Below are 16,873 nucleotides of genomic sequence, written 5' to 3'. Positions count from 1 at the left end.
GTATGTGAAATATAAAGATAAAGAAATTAAAAGATGAACAACTATTTAGGTGTATTCGGCCTGCTTGTGATGGGAGTATTGGCCGGATGCCAATCCGGTGAAAAGAAAGAACCGGCAGATCAGGAGAAACCTGTCGCATCCGTTTCAATGCATCGTGCTCTGAACCCTATAGCCCCTCCGGGAGTCTTCATTGCGGATCCGGAAGTGAGGCAAATGCCCGATGGGCGTGTTTATGTTTACGGTTCACGTGACGAACCGGGGAATAGCTGGTGTTCAAATTCTTATGATGTATTGTCATCTTCCGATTTGGTGAGCTGGAGCGTAGAGCAGTTCTCTTTTGCTACTGAAGGAATCGGGAAACAGACCGATTATACAGATGATATCCTCTATGCTCCTGATTGTATTCATCATAACGGGAAGTATTATCTTTATTATTGTTTGGCCGCTGATGGCGAAAACGAAGGAGTGGCTGTCTCTGATTCTCCTTATGGACCGTTCCGTGATGGAAAGAAAATTACGGGTATTACGGGTATCGACCCGTCTGTATTTATCGACGATGACGGGCAGGCTTATCTGTTTTGGGGGCAGTGGCATGTCAGAGGTGCAAAGTTAAGCAAGGATATGCTTTCTATCGAAGGGGCTGTCCATGATAGCCTGCTGACCTACAAAAAAGATTACTTCAACGAGGGGAGTTCGGTACGGAAACGGAACGGTATCTATTATTTGGTCTATGGCGGCCATTCCCGGCATGGTAGGTCCAATTGTGCGACATTGGAGTATGCGACGGCCACCTCTCCTTTGGGCCCGTACACCTATAGAGGGGTGATTATCGACAACTGGGGAAGTGACCGTAATTTAGTGAACAACCATGGCTGTATCACCGAAATCAACGGACAATGGTATATCGCTTATCACCGTCCGACCCATGCCACCGAGACCGGGACGATGCGGAAAGCTTGCTTGGAACCGATTACCTTTAATCCGGATGGCACGATTAATGAGGTGGAAATGACTACACAGGGGGTGGGCGGTCCCATCTCTCCGTCCTACCGGATGGATGCGGCCAGGGCTTGCCTGTTGTCCGGCCATGTAGCGGTTGCCGTACGCAGGCCGGACAATGATGTTCCGGTAGAGTATTTGTCGTCTATTCGTGATGGCGATCATGCCTATTGGAAATATTATGATTTTAGCGGTACGGATGTGGATCGTTTTATTTGTAAGACCTGGGATAGGAACAAGAAAGCGAAGATCGAAATCAGGTTGGATAGCCCGGAGGGCGAGTTACTCGGAGTCTGTGACCTGGAAGCAATGAATGGTGAGGTGGCTTATGCTATTCATGAAACCCATATCAAATCGGTTACCGGTAAACATGCGTTGGTTTTGGTCTTTAAAGCAGCAGAACCGACAGGAACTGAAGAAGAGGATCTGATGAATCTGGAATGGTTTACTTTTTCTAAGACTCATCCCTTTTGACCAGTCCTGATATTTGTGCACTTCGTCGATGAACAGGTGCTTCCCTCCGTTCTTGTAGAAATCTGATGCCAGGTCAAACAGACGATGTTCCGTGAAATACAGATCGTCGGCATTGACAAAAAGAGTGTCTTCTATGTTGTGGTAAGCTTGATGTGCTGTAGCAGCATAGTCGTTTTGCCGACACCTCTGGGGCCGACTATGCCCAACATACGGGAAGACCAGTCGATCCGGTCGTGCAGGTATCTGACATACGACGTATCGGTGAGTCTGAGCAATCAGCGGATTTTCAAACATAGCCGTCTTATATCCAGAAACTCGGCAATCAACGTTTTCGGCCGTCTGCTGCGCCGTAACAGTGTGGTTTGCCTCCATGTTTTAAGGGGAGGAATATTTACCATATCGAGGAGATAGAATGAAACTCTTGGAAAGGATACATATAAAGTTGAAATTTAGATATCATTAATCATGAATGTAAAATCATTATTAAAGAACGCAAGTGGGGTTATGGCAGCCGTACTGCTTATGGCTTGCAGTGGAGCTGGTATTGAAGGATCGTGGGTGGAACCGGTTCCGGGAATGGAGCATATGCTTCAGGGGATCAGGATCGAATCCGGAGGTAAGGCTTCTTCTATCAATATGGCAACCCTCCAATATGAAACGTGGGAAAGTAAAGGTGATAAATTGATCCTGACAGGAAAAAGCATCGGAAATCACCAAACGTTGTCCTTTACAGATACATTAATAATAGAAAAGCTGACACGAGACAGCTTGGTTCTTAGTAAGGGCAACTATGTTTTGAGGTATACTTCAGTGCCATCGGCACATTAAGGTTGAAATCCCCCATCTGCAAACCACTTATGCTTAGTTGTGTAAGGTGGCAGATGGAGAAATATTTTTTTTAAACTATTGAAAGATGAGATGATATTCGGCTGAATCGGCTATTTTTGTCGTCTACACTTTCTGACTTTTTTATTAAAGCCGGAATGTTGAAACCTATTGATAAGGATATGGATGATTACACCCGAGCTCAATTGACGATTACGCAGGAACAGTGCGACGAATTGAAACGATATATGTCAAAATACCCTAAACCTGCAAGTCCTGTCCTTTATTACCTGACGGCAAACAGTGTGCAGGCATATAGAGATCAATTACCTGTTATCGGAGTATATGGTAAGGGAGTAGAGCATAAAGACGGGACAATCGTTGCGAACCATAGTGTCTGGAAAAACGTGACGGTTTTTGAAACATATAGGGGAAAAGAGTTGGTTAAGGTTTCAATGGTTGGAACGGATTCTCCTAATCGGGATTATACACTGATCCGTTATCCGGAAGGTTCGACACGGGTTGAAGCTGTTGCATGGGATGGAACACGAACATTGGTATATGGTAAAAGATAGTCAAATTTGTAAGAGAGAATATCAGAGAAAGGGGATTTGGCATTTATGAAATATCTTGTTCTATTGTTGATTATTGTTTGTGGAGGGTGTAGCCGTTCCGAAAATCTGGAGCCGGATGCGGAGTCTTCCGGGCGTTGGGTCATTTGGTCCGCTTTGCCTGCCTGCCAATGGGAAGATGCGTTTGTTACTGGGAATGGACGGCATGGAACGATGGTTTGGGGGCGGCCGAATGACGAGCGTATTGTCTGTGTGCATGAGGAATTGTTTGTCCGTGGCTGGGATCATCACAAAAAGACTGTGCCGGTAACGGCACAACTCCTTCCTGAGGTGCGTCGCTTGATCGATGCGGGCAAGACGGACGAGGCAGATCGCTTGATCACTTTAGAGGCGGACCGCCAGTTGAAAGAAATGGGAGCGGAACAGCGTTGGCCTTTGATACCCCATCCGGCTTTTGATTTGCATATACGACATATGGATACCGCCGTATCCGTAAAAGCTGACTATCGTCGTCAGCTTGATCTTGAAACGGGAGTCGCTTCTGTTTTCTGTCAAGGGGCAGACGGAGTGGAAGAGTCGGTGTTCTCTTCGAGGACAGACAACGTGAATGTCATTCGCCTGAAAGCCGGCAAGACTGGAAAAGTAGACGTTGCGCTGGGATTGGAAGAAACGCCTGGCCGGCATGGGAGTCATTTTGAACACAATTTGGACAGTGCTTTTATTTTCGTGGAGTCCGGTGCTGAATCGGGCTGGCTCACTTATCGGGCGGGTTACAGGCAGGATACCGGAGGCTACGAGGGATTGGCGCGGGTAACCTTGAAAGGAGGAAACATGAAATCGGAAGGACCGGTCTTGAAAGTGGAGGATGCGGATGAGGTGCTGATTGTGGTCCGTATTACTCCGTTGGCTGATGGCAAAGTGTCGGAAGAAAAGGAAACGCGCCGGGAATTGTCTGCGCTTCCGGTCGATTATGACAAATTGCTGCTTTCTCATCGGAAGGAGCATGGCGAGATGTTCTGTCGGATGCAACTTGATCTGGGTTGTGCTTCGGATTGGAAGAACATTCCGGTGGAGCAAATGTTGGCAACTGTCCATGAAGAGGGCATCACCCCGTTGTTTATGGAGCAGATACATGCCATGGGACGTTACCTCCTGATTTCGTCTTGTGGAAAGTATCCGCCTCCTTTGCAAGGAATTTGGGGCGGCGGTTGGAAGCCTGCCTGGATTGGTGGTTTTGTGTGGGACTCGAACATAAATTTGGCAATATCGGCGGCGGCAATGAGTAATCTGCCGGAGTGTGCGGAATCTTATTGCGGCTATGTCGAACGTTTGCTGCCCGGTTGGCGTTTGAATGCTAAAAATTATTTGGGCTGTCGTGGTTTTATTGTAGCGCATTACAATGATCCGGAAAATGGTTTTCTGACGCATTTCGGTCCGTCTTTCCCTTGGATGTGCTGGCCTGGAGGGGCCGGATGGAATTTACGTCCCTTCTATGAATATGCAATGTTGATGGGAGACAATGAAATGTTGAAAAATAGAGTGTTGCCTCTGTATCGCGAGATGGCTGATTTTTATGAGGACTATTTGACTATGGGCGATGACGGCCTGTATCACATAAGCCCGAGTGTGTCGCCGGAGAATGCGCCCGCAGGGACACATACCTGGTTGAGTAAAGACGCAACGATGGATGTGGCGATTGCACGTGAAGTGTTCGGGATATTGCTTGATTTGGGTAACCGATTTGATCTTCCGGAGGCGGAACGCCTCAAGTGGTCGTCTTATCTGGAAAAATTGCCTGAGTATCGCATAAACGAGGATGGGGCTCTGGCGGAATGGGTAGATACCACTTATCCGGATGTTTATGATCACAGGCATTTGTCTCATTTGTATCCGGTATTTCCCGGTTCCCAACTGACTAAAAACAAAGGGGATGAGCAATTGGTCGATGCCGCTAAAGTGGCGTTGAACAAACGTTTTGAGTTTGATACCAGTTCGGCTCACGGCCTGCTTCATGTGGCTCTTCAGGCTGCGCGTTTAGGCGATATGGATAAGGTTACCAAAAATTTGGATCGTTTCAGCCGCCGTTATTATGTCTATAATAGTTTGGTGACGTCTCATGATCCGGATCATCGGATCTATAATCTGGATGCCGTGTTGAGTTTGCCCCGTCTGTTTATGGAGATGTTGATTTATACCGAGCCGGGGAAAATCGAATTATTGCCGGCTTGGCCTGAAGGCTATGCCGATGGCCGGTTGAAAGGTATCCGCGTGTCCGGAGGGCATACGCTGGATCTGGCATGGGCGAATGGAGAAGTGACCGAAGCTGTTTTGCATGCAGCCCAGGATGGCCTGTATGAAGTGGCTTACCGGGGCCAAACCAAACAACTGGACTTGAGTGCCGGTGAAGACTATTGTTTATCTTTTTAGGCACTGGTTACACGGATTAACACGAATCGATTTGTTTTTTCGTGTTAATCCGTGCCCACGCCTACGTCTCTTTGTAGACAGTTGCCGAATACTTGCATCATAATTAAACGATGAATCTGAATTAACGGATAAACAACAGTTCCCTGTATTTCGGCAACGGCCACATCTGGTTGTCGACCATCAGTTCCAGATCGTCTATATGGCTACGGATTTCGTCCAGGTAGGGAGCGACGGTGTCGTGGTAAGCGATCGCTTTGGTTCGCAAGTCCGTGATGCGGTTTGCTTTTTTGCGGGCTTCCACCATTTCGTCCACCATGCGGGTGACGGAACAGATGTGGCCGGCAATCTTGCGGACCAGGCGACGGGGCTCTTCCGACATATCGTCATATTCCGGATATCCGCCGAATGTCTCTTTCAGTTTGGCGATGTTGTCCAGGAGCAATGACTGGTAGCGGACGGCAACCGGGATGATATGGTTGAGCGAGAGATCGCCGAGGACACGAGCTTCGATCTGTACCTTTTTGATATAGATTTCCCATTTCACTTCGTTGCGGGCTTCCAATTCCTTTTCGCTCAGAACGCCGGTCTCCTTGAACATCCGGATGACTTCCGGTTTCAGGTAAGCGTCGTATTGCAACGGGACGCTGTTTTCGCAATCCAGGCCGCGGCGGGCAGCTTCTTCCTTCCATTCGTCGCCGTAGCCGTTCCCGTCGAAGCGGATCGGCTTGGATTCTTTGATGTAGGCTTTCAGCACTTCGAAGATGGCGGCCTCTTTGCTCTTTCCTTCGGCCCGCAATGCCTCGACATCCTGTTTGAACCGGCGGAGCTGGTAGGCTACGGCAGAGTTCAGTGCCAACATCGCCGAACCGCAGTTGGCCGACGATCCTAATGCACGGAATTCGAAACGGTTTCCGGTGAAAGCAAAAGGAGAGGTACGGTTACGGTCCGTATTGTCTAACAGCAGTTCAGGAATCTGTCCGAAGCCCAGGTGCAGGCGTTTCTTGTCGTCCACCTCGATAGCGTCTTCGATGGAACAGTTCTCGAACTTGTCCAGGATTTCGGTGATTTGTGTTCCCAAGAAGGATGAGATGATAGCGGGAGGCGCTTCATTGGCGCCCAGGCGGTGTGCGTTGGTTGCCGATGCAATGCTGGCTTTCAGCAGAGCGTTGTACTTATATACGGCCATCAGCGAGTTGACTACGAATGTGATGAAACGCAGGTTGTCTTCCCGGTCCTTTCCCGGCGAGAAGAGGTTGATGCCCGTATCGGTTCCCATCGACCAGTTGCAGTGCTTGCCCGAACCGTTCACACCCATAAAAGGCTTTTCGTGGAGCAGCACGCGGAAGTTGTGGCGGCGGGAAACACGTTTCATCACCGACATCAACAACTGGTTATGGTCGTTGGCGAGGTTGCATTCCTCATAAATAGGTGCCAGCTCGAACTGGTTCGGGGCAACCTCGTTGTGGCGTGTCTTGACCGGGATGCCTAATTTATAACATTCAGTTTCCAGGTCCTTCATGAACTCTTGTACACGGGAGGGAATGGCTCCGAAATAGTGGTCGTCCAATTGCTGGTTCTTCGCACTTTCGTGTCCCAACAGGGTACGTTCCGTCAGCGACAGGTCGGGACGGGCGGAATAGAGGTCTTCGTCTACCAGGAAATACTCCTGTTCCCAGCCTAAATAGGTGATGACTTTATTGACGTCTTCGTTGAAATAATGGCAGACGTCTTTGGCTGCCTTGTTCAGGGCTTCGATGGAGCGGATCAGCGGGGTCTTGTAGTCCAGCGCTTCACCGGTATAGGCGATGAATACGGTCGGGATACACAAGGTGTCGTCAACGATAAACGCAGGCGAGGAGGGGTCCCAGGCTGAATAGCCGCGGGCTTCGAACGTGTTGCGCAATCCGCCGTTAGGGAAGCTGGAAGCGTCCGGCTCCTGTTGTGCGAGCAGCTTGCCGCTGAATTCTTCGATCATGCCGCCGCCTCCGTCATGTTCGACGAATGCGTCGTGCTTCTCGGCTGTCCCGTCGGTAAGAGGCTGGAACCAGTGTGTGTAGTGTGTGACTCCTTTTTCCAGTGCCCACATGCGCATGCCCGCAGCCACATGATTGGCAATTTCGCGGTCGATAGGGGTCCCGTTGTCGATGGCATGGGTCAGGGCTTTGTAGGTTTCTTTGGAGAGATACTTTTGCATTGCCTTCCGGTTGAAGACGTTCTCACCATAATATTCGGATACTTTCTGATCGGGAGTAATGGCTTCCACGGCCTTTCGGTTGGATGCTTTCTCCACTGCATTGAAGCGTGAGATTGACATACAGATTGTTTTTATGTTATACCGGCTGCAAAGATACATGCATTTCTCCATGAATGCTTTCTTCCGGTAGTTAAAAATATACGTGCAGGAAACTATTTGTCCCGGCGCATCCCGTTCGGCAATGCACCAGCTTCTCTAAAGCTATGCATTAGGTTGCGTAACCCATAGCTTTAGCCTTCATAAAGCATAGCTTTACGGTAGCCTTTTTGAGGTGTCTGTCCTTTCGAATGAGGGCGTAAATGAAGATTCAAACATTTCATCGCGTGGAATAAATAAAAAAGGTGTATTAAGAAATGCTATTATTGATTGTCAGTGATTTATGATGATAGATGATAGATAAAACCCCGTTTCTGTAAAAGTTTAGGAAAAATGAATTAAAAAACGCCGCCTTTAAGGTGACGTTTTTTAATTCAAACTCAGAAAAGTTTTACAAAAAGGCCTTTTCACCTATCACCTATCACCCGATCAGAACAAACTCCAGGCTACTGTCAGTCCTGCCATGACGATAGCTACCATGCTCATCAGCTTGATCAGGATGTTGAGGCTGGGGCCGGAGGTGTCTTTGAACGGGTCGCCGACCGTATCGCCTACGACTGTCGCCTTATGGGCTTCGCTGCCCTTGCCGCCGTGGTTCCCTTCTTCGATATGTTTCTTGGCGTTATCCCAGGCTCCTCCAGAGTTAGCCATGAAGATCGCCAGTACGAAACCTGTACTCAATCCGCCGATCAACAAACCGACTACTCCTGTCACTCCGAATACCAGACCGGTGACGATCGGTGCAATGATGGCTAACAGGGAAGGCAGCACCATCTCGTGCTGTGCCCCTTTTGTCGAGATGGCCACGCAGCGGGCGTAATCGGGTTCGGCTTTTCCTGTCAAAATTCCGGGAATTTCGCGGAACTGGCGGCGTACTTCCTCCACCATATGCCCGGCAGCCCGTCCGACTGCGTTCATCGTCAATCCGCAGAACATGAAAGCCATCATGGAACCGAGGAACATCCCCGCCAACACCTTCGGATTCATAAGCGTGACATCATAATAGATCATGAAATCGGAGAAAGAGGCTTTTGACACTTCGATCGCCCTGCCGTCGGCAAACTGCAGAACCGTTTCGCCCAACCGGAGCAAGCCTATTTTAATCTCTTCCACATAAGAGGCCAGCAATGCCAAGCCCGTCAAGGCTGCCGAACCGATCGCAAATCCTTTGCCTGTTGCGGCGGTCGTGTTGCCTAAGGAGTCGAGTGCATCCGTACGTTTGCGGACTTCCTTGCCCAAGCCGGACATCTCCGCATTGCCGCCGGCATTGTCGGCAATCGGCCCGTAGGCGTCTGTAGCCAGTGTGATGCCCAAAGTCGAGAGCATCCCGACGGCGGCAATGCCGATGCCGTACAACCCCATTCCTATATTATTGAAATCGAATCCGGAAGCAAAGAGGAACGAACAGATGATTCCGACTACTACGGCCAGTACCGGGATTGCGGTGGACAACATGCCCAGTCCCAACCCGGAGATGATCACCGTTGCCGGTCCGGTCAGTCCGGCTTCCGAAACCCGTTGGGTGGGCTTATAAGACTGGGAAGTATAGTATTCCGTCGATTGGCCGATCACGATCCCTACCAACAATCCGATGATGACCGAACAGCTGATCCAGAACCAATTGTCCAAGCCCAACATGTATAGGATACCGAAGGTGGAAAGGGCAATCAACACCGAGCTGAGGTTCGTCCCTATCGCAAGCGCTTTCAGCAACTCGCGTATCGTCGCATTCTCTTTGGTACGGACGGCGAAGATACCGATAATCGACAAGACGATCCCGACCGCGGCGATCAGCATCGGCGCCACGACCGCCTTGTATTGCATCTCCACGTCGCCGGACGCCACGAATGCGGCCGCGCCCAGTGCGGCGGTTGCCAGGATCGAACCACAATAGGATTCATAGAGGTCCGCCCCCATGCCGGCTACGTCGCCGACGTTGTCTCCCACATTGTCGGCAATGGTTGCCGGGTTGCGCGGGTCGTCTTCGGGGATACCGGCTTCCACTTTCCCGACCAGGTCGGCCCCGACATCGGCGGCTTTTGTATAGATGCCTCCGCCGACACGGGCGAAGAGCGCCTGTGTGGAGGCTCCCATCCCGAAGGTCAGCATGGTGGTCGTGATAATGGTCAGTTTATGTGTGGCATCCATCGCTTCGGCCGGGATGCAGATGTTTAATAATATGTACCAGAACGAAATGTCAAGCAAACCGAGGCCGACGACGACCAGCCCCATGACGGCGCCGCTTCTGAAGGCAACCTGCAAGCCGCTGTTCAGGGACGAGCGGGCGGCATTGGCGGTACGGGCGGATGCATAGGTCGCCGTCTTCATCCCTAAGAAACCGGCAAGGCCGGAAAAGAAACCGCCGGTCAGGAAGGCGATCGGAACCCATTCGTTTTGTACTCCGAACCCATACGCCATGATGGAGAACAGAACCACCAAGGCGAGAAACACCGAAGCGACCACTTTGTATTGTTGTTTCAGGTACGACATAGCCCCTTTGCGTACGTGCCGGGCTATTTTTGCCATTAACTCCGTCCCTTCACTCTCTTTCATCATCTGTCTGAAGAAGAACCAGGCAAATACCAGTGCCAGGATGGAGGCTACCGGTATGATCCAAAAAATAGGTGTAATCATAGCAATGAGATTTAAATTTAATATGGATTTGATCGTTTTGACACTTAGTGCCTTACGATCCTTTATTGTTTACCTGTAAATATAACGAAAATAAAGAAGTAGAGAAACTTTTTCGTAAATAATAATGTTTCATTCTAAAAAAAACAGCATATTTGTCACAGATTAAGAATGAAAACGCAAATGACGGAAGAAACGAACCATAAGACCTATAAATTGGGCTTGGCTCTGAGCGGGGGAGGAGCGAAAGGTTTTGCTCATATCGGAGTTTTTAGATTACTCGAAGAATGCGGCCTGAAGCCTGATATCATCGTAGGTACAAGTGTCGGTTCGTTGATGGGGGCTTTGTTTGCCGATGGCTATACGTCCGGCGAAATCAAAGAACTCTTTACCGGACGTGAGTTTTCCGAATTCGCCCAGTTGCAAATCCCGAAATCGGGATTGTTCGATAGCAAGCGGTTCCGTTATTTCCTTCGTCGTCATTTGAGAGCTAAGACGTTTGAAGAGCTGAAAACTCCTCTGGTTGTCGTGGCTACCGACCTTGACAACGGTGAAAGTCATGAGTTCCGTAGCGGTCCCATCGTGGAGGCGGTGGCTGCTTCTTGTAGTATCCCGATTATCTTTAGCCCGGTCGTGATAAACGGAGTGCATTACGTCGACGGAGGTCTTTTCCATAATTTCCCGGTTTCCATCATCCGTGAAGAATGTGAGCGTATCATCGGTGTGAATGTCAGTCCCCTTGTCCCGCAAAAGTACAAGCAGACGATTTTCCATATTGCGGAACGTTCCTATCACTATATGTTCCGGGCAAACACGTTGGAAGACCGCGAAATGTGTGATGTCCTGATCGAGGCGGAGGAGTTCGGCATGTATAAGACATTCGACCTGGAGAATGTGGACGAGATCGCGGATATCGGATATGGCGCGGCAATCCGGGCATTCGAGGTCGTGATAAAAGAAAATAAATATGAAACCCTGGTGAACGCTATTATGGCAAGAAGAAACAATGCCCTGATGCCATAGTTTTTTCCGGATGTTCCGGTGTTCACCTGAAATATTAACTAAGTTGACAAATAGCGCGATGAAACAGACAAATAAGATGGTAATATACCAGGTCTTTCCACGTTGGTTCGGTAATAAGAAATCATCCTTGGTGAAGAATGGAAGTAAAGTCGAAAACGGAGTCGGAAAGTTCTCGGACTTTACGCCCCTTGCTTTATCAAAGATCAAGGAACTGGGAACTACCCATGTGTGGTACACCGGAGTGATCGAACATGCAACGAATACCGATTATACGGCTTACCAGATACGAAAAGACCATGCGGCGGTCGTGAAGGGGAATGCCGGCTCGCCTTATGCCATCAAAGATTATTACGATATAGACCCGGATCTGGCGGATCACGTGCCGGAACGAATGGGAGAATTTGAATCGCTGGTCGGAAGGACGCATGAAGCCGGAATGAAAGTGATTATCGATTTCGTTCCCAACCATGTCGCCCGCCAGTATCATTCGGATGCCAAGATGGCGTATGTGGAAGATCTGGGACAAAAAGACAATACTTCGAAGGCTTTCGATCCCGACAATAATTTTTATTATATACCGGGACAACCCTTATCCTTGCCGTTCGGGGCCCAGCAGGAAGATTTCGAATATAGTGAATTCCCGGCTAAAGTAACCGGAAACGACCGGTTCGATGCTTGTCCGGGGCAAAACGACTGGTATGAAACGGTCAAGTTGAATTACGGGGTCGATTACCTGAACGGGCGTGCTACGTATTTTGATCCGGTCCCCAATACTTGGACAAAGATGTTGGATATCCTGCTTTTCTGGGCGGGAAAGGGCGTTGACGGCTTCCGGTGCGATATGGCGGAAATGGTTCCGGTTGAATTCTGGAACTGGGTGATCCCGAAGGTGAAACAGGTTTATGATGTTTGCTTTATTGCCGAGGTTTATAATCCGGCTGAATATCGCAATTATATCCGGAACGGACATTTTGATTATTTGTATGATAAGGTCGGACTCTACGATACGGTACGCGCCGTCATGTGCAACCAGGCTCCGGCAAGCAATATATCCGGATGCTGGCAGTCGCTTGAAGGCATCCAGCATAATATGCTGAACTTCCTTGAAAACCATGACGAACAGCGTATCGCTTCTTGCTTCTTTGCCGGTGATCCGCGTCCGGGTATTCCGGGGATGATCGTCTCGGCCATGATGAACACCAATCCGGTGATGGTTTATAGCGGGCAGGAGTTAGGGGAGCCGGGAATGGACGACGAAGGGTTTAGCGGACGTGACGGGCGTACGACGATTTTTGATTACTGGAGTCTTGCCAGCTTGCGCAACTATATAAACGAAGGGGCTTTCGATGGCGGCAAACTGACTGCTGAGCAACGGCAATTGCGCGAAGCGTATGCAAAGATCCTGAATATAGCCAAGTCCGAACGGGTCATCACGGAAGGTGTTTTCTATGATTTGATGTATGCAAACCTGAGTAATCCGTATTTTAATCCGCATCGCCAATTCGTGTTCATGCGTAAATATCTGGACGAAGTGTTGTTAGTGGTGGTTAATTTTGACAAGGCGGAGCAGACGGTACGCATCCGGATACCCGACCAGGCATTCAAAGCGCTTGACTTCGGGGACAACAAGGCGGCCGTGCTGACCGATCTGATGACCGGCGAAACCAGTATCAGTACATTGACGGCAGCCTGGCCTTATCAGGTCGTCATACCTGCTTATTCCGGTCGTTTACTGAAGTTTGCTTATTAAATTGACAATGGATGATGGACAATAGACAATTAGTTTTTCGGTAATTGTCAATTGTCCATTGTCAATTGTCAATTCTTTTATACCTTTGCACCCACAATTCAAATCTATTTACTTAAGATAAATATTCGGAATAATGAGTGCACAAACTCCTTTCTTGGTGTTTTCGGGAACCAACTCCCGGTATCTTGCAGAGAAAATTTGCAATAGTCTTGGTTGTCCGTTGGGACAGATGAACATTCAACACTTTGCTGATGGAGAGTTCTCCGTTTCTTACGAAGAGTCGATCCGCGGCCGCGATGTTTTCTTGGTACAATCAACGTTTCCTAACTCTGATAATCTGATGGAGCTTCTCCTGATGATCGATGCTGCCAAGCGTGCTTCTGCACACTCTGTAATCGCAGTTATTCCTTATTTCGGTTGGGCTCGTCAGGATAGAAAAGACAAACCGCGTGTGTCTATCGGCGCCAAGCTGATCGCAGACATGCTGAGTACTGCCGGTATCGACCGCCTGATCACGATGGACTTGCATGCCGATCAGATTCAGGGATTCTTCAATGTTCCGGTCGATCACTTGTATGCATCTTCCATTTTCCTGGATTACATAAAATCATCTTTGCCTCTGGATAACCTGTGTATCGCAACGCCGGATGTTGGGGGTACCAAACGTGCCAGCAGTTATTCCAAATACCTGGGACTGCCGATGGTTATTTGCCACAAATCACGTCTGCGTGCCAATGAGGTGGCAGAAATGCGCATCATCGGTGATGTGGAAGGCTTGGATGTCCTTTTGATCGACGATATGGTGGACACGGCCGGTACTATTACGAAGGCTGCCAACCTGATGCTCGAAAACGGTGCCAAATCCGTGCGTGCCATCGCCAGCCATGCCGTGATGTCCGACCCGGCTTCTACGCGTGTCGACCAGTCTGCTTTGACTGAAATGATCTTTACAGACTCTATCCCTTATGCAAAGAAATGCGAGAAGGTGAAAGTACTGTCTGTTGCCGATATGTTTGCCGAAGCCATCCGTCGTGTATGTAGCGGTGAATCCATCAGTTCTCTGTATGCTATTTAATTAATTCATATATCAAGGGAAGGCTGCAATCCTATGGATGGGCAGCCTTTTTTATTTCCGTATAATTCTTAACTTTGTGTGCAAGAAAAAAGCGATAACCTTCTCGCTTGATTCGTTTGACCATGAAATACCGCTATCTCTTAAATCTCCTTTTCCTGGCGGCCTGTGCCTTTTGCTATGGGCAGCAGGATTCCATTGTCCCTTTCAAGGATGCTTACAAGCGTATTTATAATGTAACGAAGGTGTCGGGAAACAAGCCGGTAATAGACGGAAAGCTGGACGAGCCTTTCTGGACGGAGCAAGGCGAGTGGTCCGACCGCTTTGTTCAGATTATTCCTTATGAGCGGATTGTCTCTTCTTCGCCTACGCGGGTCAAACTTTTTTATGATGATAAATATATTTATGTAGGGGTTTATTGTAAAGATGGAGTTCCGGGGAAGATGAACCGTTTTATCGGTAACCGGGACGATAACAGCATGGGCGATCTGATCAGTGTGGCTTTCGATACCTATCATGATTATCGGGCGGCTCCGGAATTCAATATTAATTTAGGCGGGAACAAGACCGATTTGATCGTGACGGACAAGTTGAATGTGAACTTGAGTTGGAATGCGGTCTGGGAAGGGAAGACACATGCCAATCTGCCGGATTCGAGCTGGACGGCCGAATTGCGTATCCCGTTCAGCCAGCTTCGTTATAACCGGAAATCCGAAGATGGTATCTGGGGACTCCATGTGAGGCGTATCATCCGGCGGAACAATGAAGTGCAGAACTGGAGCATGATCCCGTTGAAAAATAACGGGCATGTCTTTTCGTTCGGTGAGATGCACGGGATGGACGAATTGCCCAAACCTCGCGGTATTGAGTTCTTGCCCTATGTGATGGGGAAATACAGAAGCGAACCGAAGATCCCCGGCAGCCCTTATCAGAAGGGGCATGGATGGGGTGGAAATGTGGGACTGGATGCCAAATTCGCTTTGTCGGATTTTACGTTGGACCTGACGATCAATCCTGATTACGGGCAGGTGGAGTTGGACCCTTCGGTGATGAACCTGACGGCCTATGAGACTTTTTACGATGAAAAGCGTCCGTTCTTTTTGGAAGGCAAGCACATTCTGGATTTTGCCAACGGCAATGATATGATGTTCTACACACGCCGTATCGGGGCAGCCCCTTCCTACACTCCTCCGGGCATCGATAATGTCAATCGCTTTGCCAGCCGGAAAGAGAATATTCCTATTATCGGAGCTTTGAAACTGACAGGGACGAACCGTAAGGGGGTGACGGTCGGAGTGGTGCAAAGCTTGACGGCACAGTCGTCTTCCAAAGTGACGTTCAACGGGGTGGAAGATAAGGTTGTGGTGGAACCGTTAACGAATTATACCGTAGCCCGTGTGCAGAAAAACTGGGAAGGGAATACGTTGTTGGGGGGAATGGTTACTTCTGTAAACCGTGCTTTGGATGAACCGTATCTGGAGGATTTCATGGTACGTAATGCGTTTACGGCAGGGATTGATTTTACGCAATATTTTAAGAATCGTTTGTATTATATCGAGGCGAAGGCGATGGCCAGTTCCCTGAATGGAAGTCGGGAGGCGATCCGTGCATTACAGGAAAATGCGGTGCATTATTATCAACGGTCGTCTTCCGCCGGTTATTTGGAGGTCGATCCGGACCGTCGTTCGTTGAATGGAACGGGCGGTTATCTGAAGCTGGGACGGAAAGGAAATGCGAAATGGGCTTTTGCGGAGACCTTCAGCTGGTCGTCTCCCGGTTTCGACCTGAATGATATCGGCTACTTGAAGCAAACGGATAATTTATCGAATGAGACGGAGGTCGTCTATCGGCAGACGGATATTTGGAAGATGTTCCGGTATAACGCTTTTACGTTGACACAACGGAACCAATGGAATTATGGCGGGACTCCTTTTTATAATGATGTGGCGTTGAAGTGGCAGACGATGACGATGAGCCGTTATGAACTGGTCTTATCGGAAACGTTCTGCTGGAACAGCCTGGATAGCCGTTTGCTACGGGGTGGCCCGGATGTGCGTTTTGATCCTTATTTCCTGACATCGGTCAAGTTTAATACGGATAAGGCAAAACGGGTTATGTTGACGTTGCAATATGAAGGGAATCATAATCTGGATGGATATAACCGTTTCAACTCCTTTATACCGGGGTTGACTTTCCGTCTCGGAAACCATGTCTATCTTTCCGGGCAGGTGAATTATGCCTGGAATAGGGACAATATGCAATTTGTACAGGCTGTACCGGAGATCACTACGGTCCCTTACATGACAGCGCATATGGATCAGAAAACATACGGGCTGACCATGAAGTTGCAGGTAAACGTGACACCGGATATTTCGGTTCAGTTCTATGGCTCGCCTTTTACCTCGACTGCCCGGTTCAGTGATTTCAAATCCATGACAAATACGACTTCGCATACGTATGAAGATCGTTTCCGCCCGTTGTCGGAGGAGGAAACGTCTTTTATAAAGGAGAAGCCGGACTTCAGTTTTAACGAGTTCCGTTCCAATCTGGTGGCACGCTGGGAATATCTGCCGGGTTCTACATTATACTTGGTATGGGAACACAGGATGTCTAATCGTGACAGCCGTTATCTTTCCGGCTGGGGAAATAACTTGGACCGCATGTTCGGCCTTCCCGCAACGAATACGTTTATGATTAAAATGAATTACTGGTTTAACCTGTAACGGTCAGAATAGATCGGCATGCGTACC

10 protein-coding genes and 1 pseudogene are annotated in these 16,873 nt (G+C 48.9%); 8 read left to right on the top strand and 3 right to left on the bottom strand.

Annotated elements, in window-relative coordinates:
- Positions 1-33 precede the first annotated feature (33 nt).
- Positions 34-1,473 carry a family 43 glycosylhydrolase gene (locus ACW6QF_RS15645; protein ID WP_456088491.1) on the top strand — a complete coding sequence of 480 codons (1,440 nt, stop codon included), beginning with the start codon at positions 34-36 and terminating at the stop codon, positions 1,471-1,473.
- Here the strand turns inward: ACW6QF_RS15645 and ACW6QF_RS15640 are convergent.
- Positions 1,456-1,748, bottom strand: a pseudogene (locus tag ACW6QF_RS15640) (ATP-binding protein); the annotation flags it as partial. The gene ACW6QF_RS15645 and the pseudogene ACW6QF_RS15640 sit on opposite strands and share 18 nt — an antisense overlap.
- Positions 1,749-1,938: 190 nt before the next feature.
- On the opposite strand from ACW6QF_RS15640, the gene ACW6QF_RS15635 reads away from it, so the two are divergent.
- The 3 genes from ACW6QF_RS15635 to ACW6QF_RS15625 all read left to right on the top strand — a co-directional run bounded on the left by ACW6QF_RS15635 (position 1,939) and on the right by ACW6QF_RS15625 (position 5,297).
- Positions 1,939-2,301 (top strand): lipocalin family protein, encoded by a 363-nt coding sequence (locus ACW6QF_RS15635; protein WP_456088490.1) that lies wholly within the window; start codon positions 1,939-1,941, stop codon positions 2,299-2,301.
- 155 nt (positions 2,302-2,456) lie between these two features.
- Complete coding sequence (locus ACW6QF_RS15630; RefSeq protein WP_456088489.1) at positions 2,457-2,873, top strand: hypothetical protein; 417 nt, start codon at positions 2,457-2,459, stop codon at positions 2,871-2,873.
- A gap of 45 nt (positions 2,874-2,918) precedes the next feature.
- The gene (locus ACW6QF_RS15625) at positions 2,919-5,297 is read left to right on the top strand and encodes a glycosyl hydrolase family 95 catalytic domain-containing protein (RefSeq protein WP_456088488.1); all 2,379 of its coding nucleotides are present in this window, start codon (positions 2,919-2,921) and stop codon (positions 5,295-5,297) included.
- A gap of 121 nt (positions 5,298-5,418) precedes the next feature.
- On the opposite strand, the gene ACW6QF_RS15620 is transcribed toward ACW6QF_RS15625, so the two are convergent.
- Positions 5,419-7,611 (bottom strand): glutamine synthetase III family protein, encoded by a 2,193-nt coding sequence (locus tag ACW6QF_RS15620; protein ID WP_456088487.1) that lies wholly within the window; start codon positions 7,609-7,611, stop codon positions 5,419-5,421.
- A gap of 465 nt (positions 7,612-8,076) precedes the next feature.
- The gene (locus tag ACW6QF_RS15615) at positions 8,077-10,281 is read right to left on the bottom strand and encodes a sodium-translocating pyrophosphatase (RefSeq protein ID WP_456088486.1); all 2,205 of its coding nucleotides are present in this window, start codon (positions 10,279-10,281) and stop codon (positions 8,077-8,079) included.
- A 180-nt stretch (positions 10,282-10,461) separates the two neighbouring features.
- On the opposite strand from ACW6QF_RS15615, the gene ACW6QF_RS15610 reads away from it, so the two are divergent.
- From ACW6QF_RS15610 to ACW6QF_RS15595, 4 genes are all read left to right on the top strand, one after another.
- A complete protein-coding gene (locus tag ACW6QF_RS15610) occupies positions 10,462-11,301 on the top strand; it encodes a patatin-like phospholipase family protein (protein ID WP_298552882.1) in 840 nt (279 codons plus the stop codon).
- 58 nt (positions 11,302-11,359) lie between these two features.
- The gene (locus ACW6QF_RS15605; protein ID WP_456088485.1) at positions 11,360-13,051 is read left to right on the top strand and encodes an alpha-amylase family glycosyl hydrolase; all 1,692 of its coding nucleotides are present in this window, start codon (positions 11,360-11,362) and stop codon (positions 13,049-13,051) included.
- Between the two features lie 133 nt (positions 13,052-13,184).
- Positions 13,185-14,126, top strand: a complete 942-nt coding sequence (locus ACW6QF_RS15600; RefSeq protein ID WP_298552596.1) for a ribose-phosphate pyrophosphokinase — start codon at positions 13,185-13,187, stop codon at positions 14,124-14,126.
- A 122-nt stretch (positions 14,127-14,248) separates the two neighbouring features.
- Positions 14,249-16,846, top strand: coding sequence for a DUF5916 domain-containing protein (locus ACW6QF_RS15595; protein ID WP_456088484.1), 2,598 nt, complete (start codon positions 14,249-14,251; stop codon positions 16,844-16,846).
- Positions 16,847-16,873: the final 27 nt, after the last annotated feature.

The organism is Parabacteroides sp. (assembly GCF_977054455.1).
Note: the sequence above shows the minus strand (reverse complement) of the source record. Positions and strands in the feature narration are given on the sequence as shown.

Coding starts and splice junctions, on each gene's coding strand:
- ACW6QF_RS15630 (WP_456088489.1), top strand. CDS start 2,457: ATGTTGAAACCTATTGATAAGGATATGGATGATTACACCCGAGCTCAA.
- ACW6QF_RS15625 (WP_456088488.1), top strand. CDS start 2,919: ATGAAATATCTTGTTCTATTGTTGATTATTGTTTGTGGAGGGTGTAGC.
- ACW6QF_RS15645 (WP_456088491.1), top strand. CDS start 34: ATGAACAACTATTTAGGTGTATTCGGCCTGCTTGTGATGGGAGTATTG.
- ACW6QF_RS15600 (WP_298552596.1), top strand. CDS start 13,185: ATGAGTGCACAAACTCCTTTCTTGGTGTTTTCGGGAACCAACTCCCGG.
- ACW6QF_RS15620 (WP_456088487.1), bottom strand. CDS start 7,611: ATGTCAATCTCACGCTTCAATGCAGTGGAGAAAGCATCCAACCGAAAG.
- ACW6QF_RS15605 (WP_456088485.1), top strand. CDS start 11,360: ATGAAACAGACAAATAAGATGGTAATATACCAGGTCTTTCCACGTTGG.
- ACW6QF_RS15635 (WP_456088490.1), top strand. CDS start 1,939: ATGAATGTAAAATCATTATTAAAGAACGCAAGTGGGGTTATGGCAGCC.
- ACW6QF_RS15610 (WP_298552882.1), top strand. CDS start 10,462: ATGACGGAAGAAACGAACCATAAGACCTATAAATTGGGCTTGGCTCTG.
- ACW6QF_RS15595 (WP_456088484.1), top strand. CDS start 14,249: ATGAAATACCGCTATCTCTTAAATCTCCTTTTCCTGGCGGCCTGTGCC.
- ACW6QF_RS15615 (WP_456088486.1), bottom strand. CDS start 10,281: ATGATTACACCTATTTTTTGGATCATACCGGTAGCCTCCATCCTGGCA.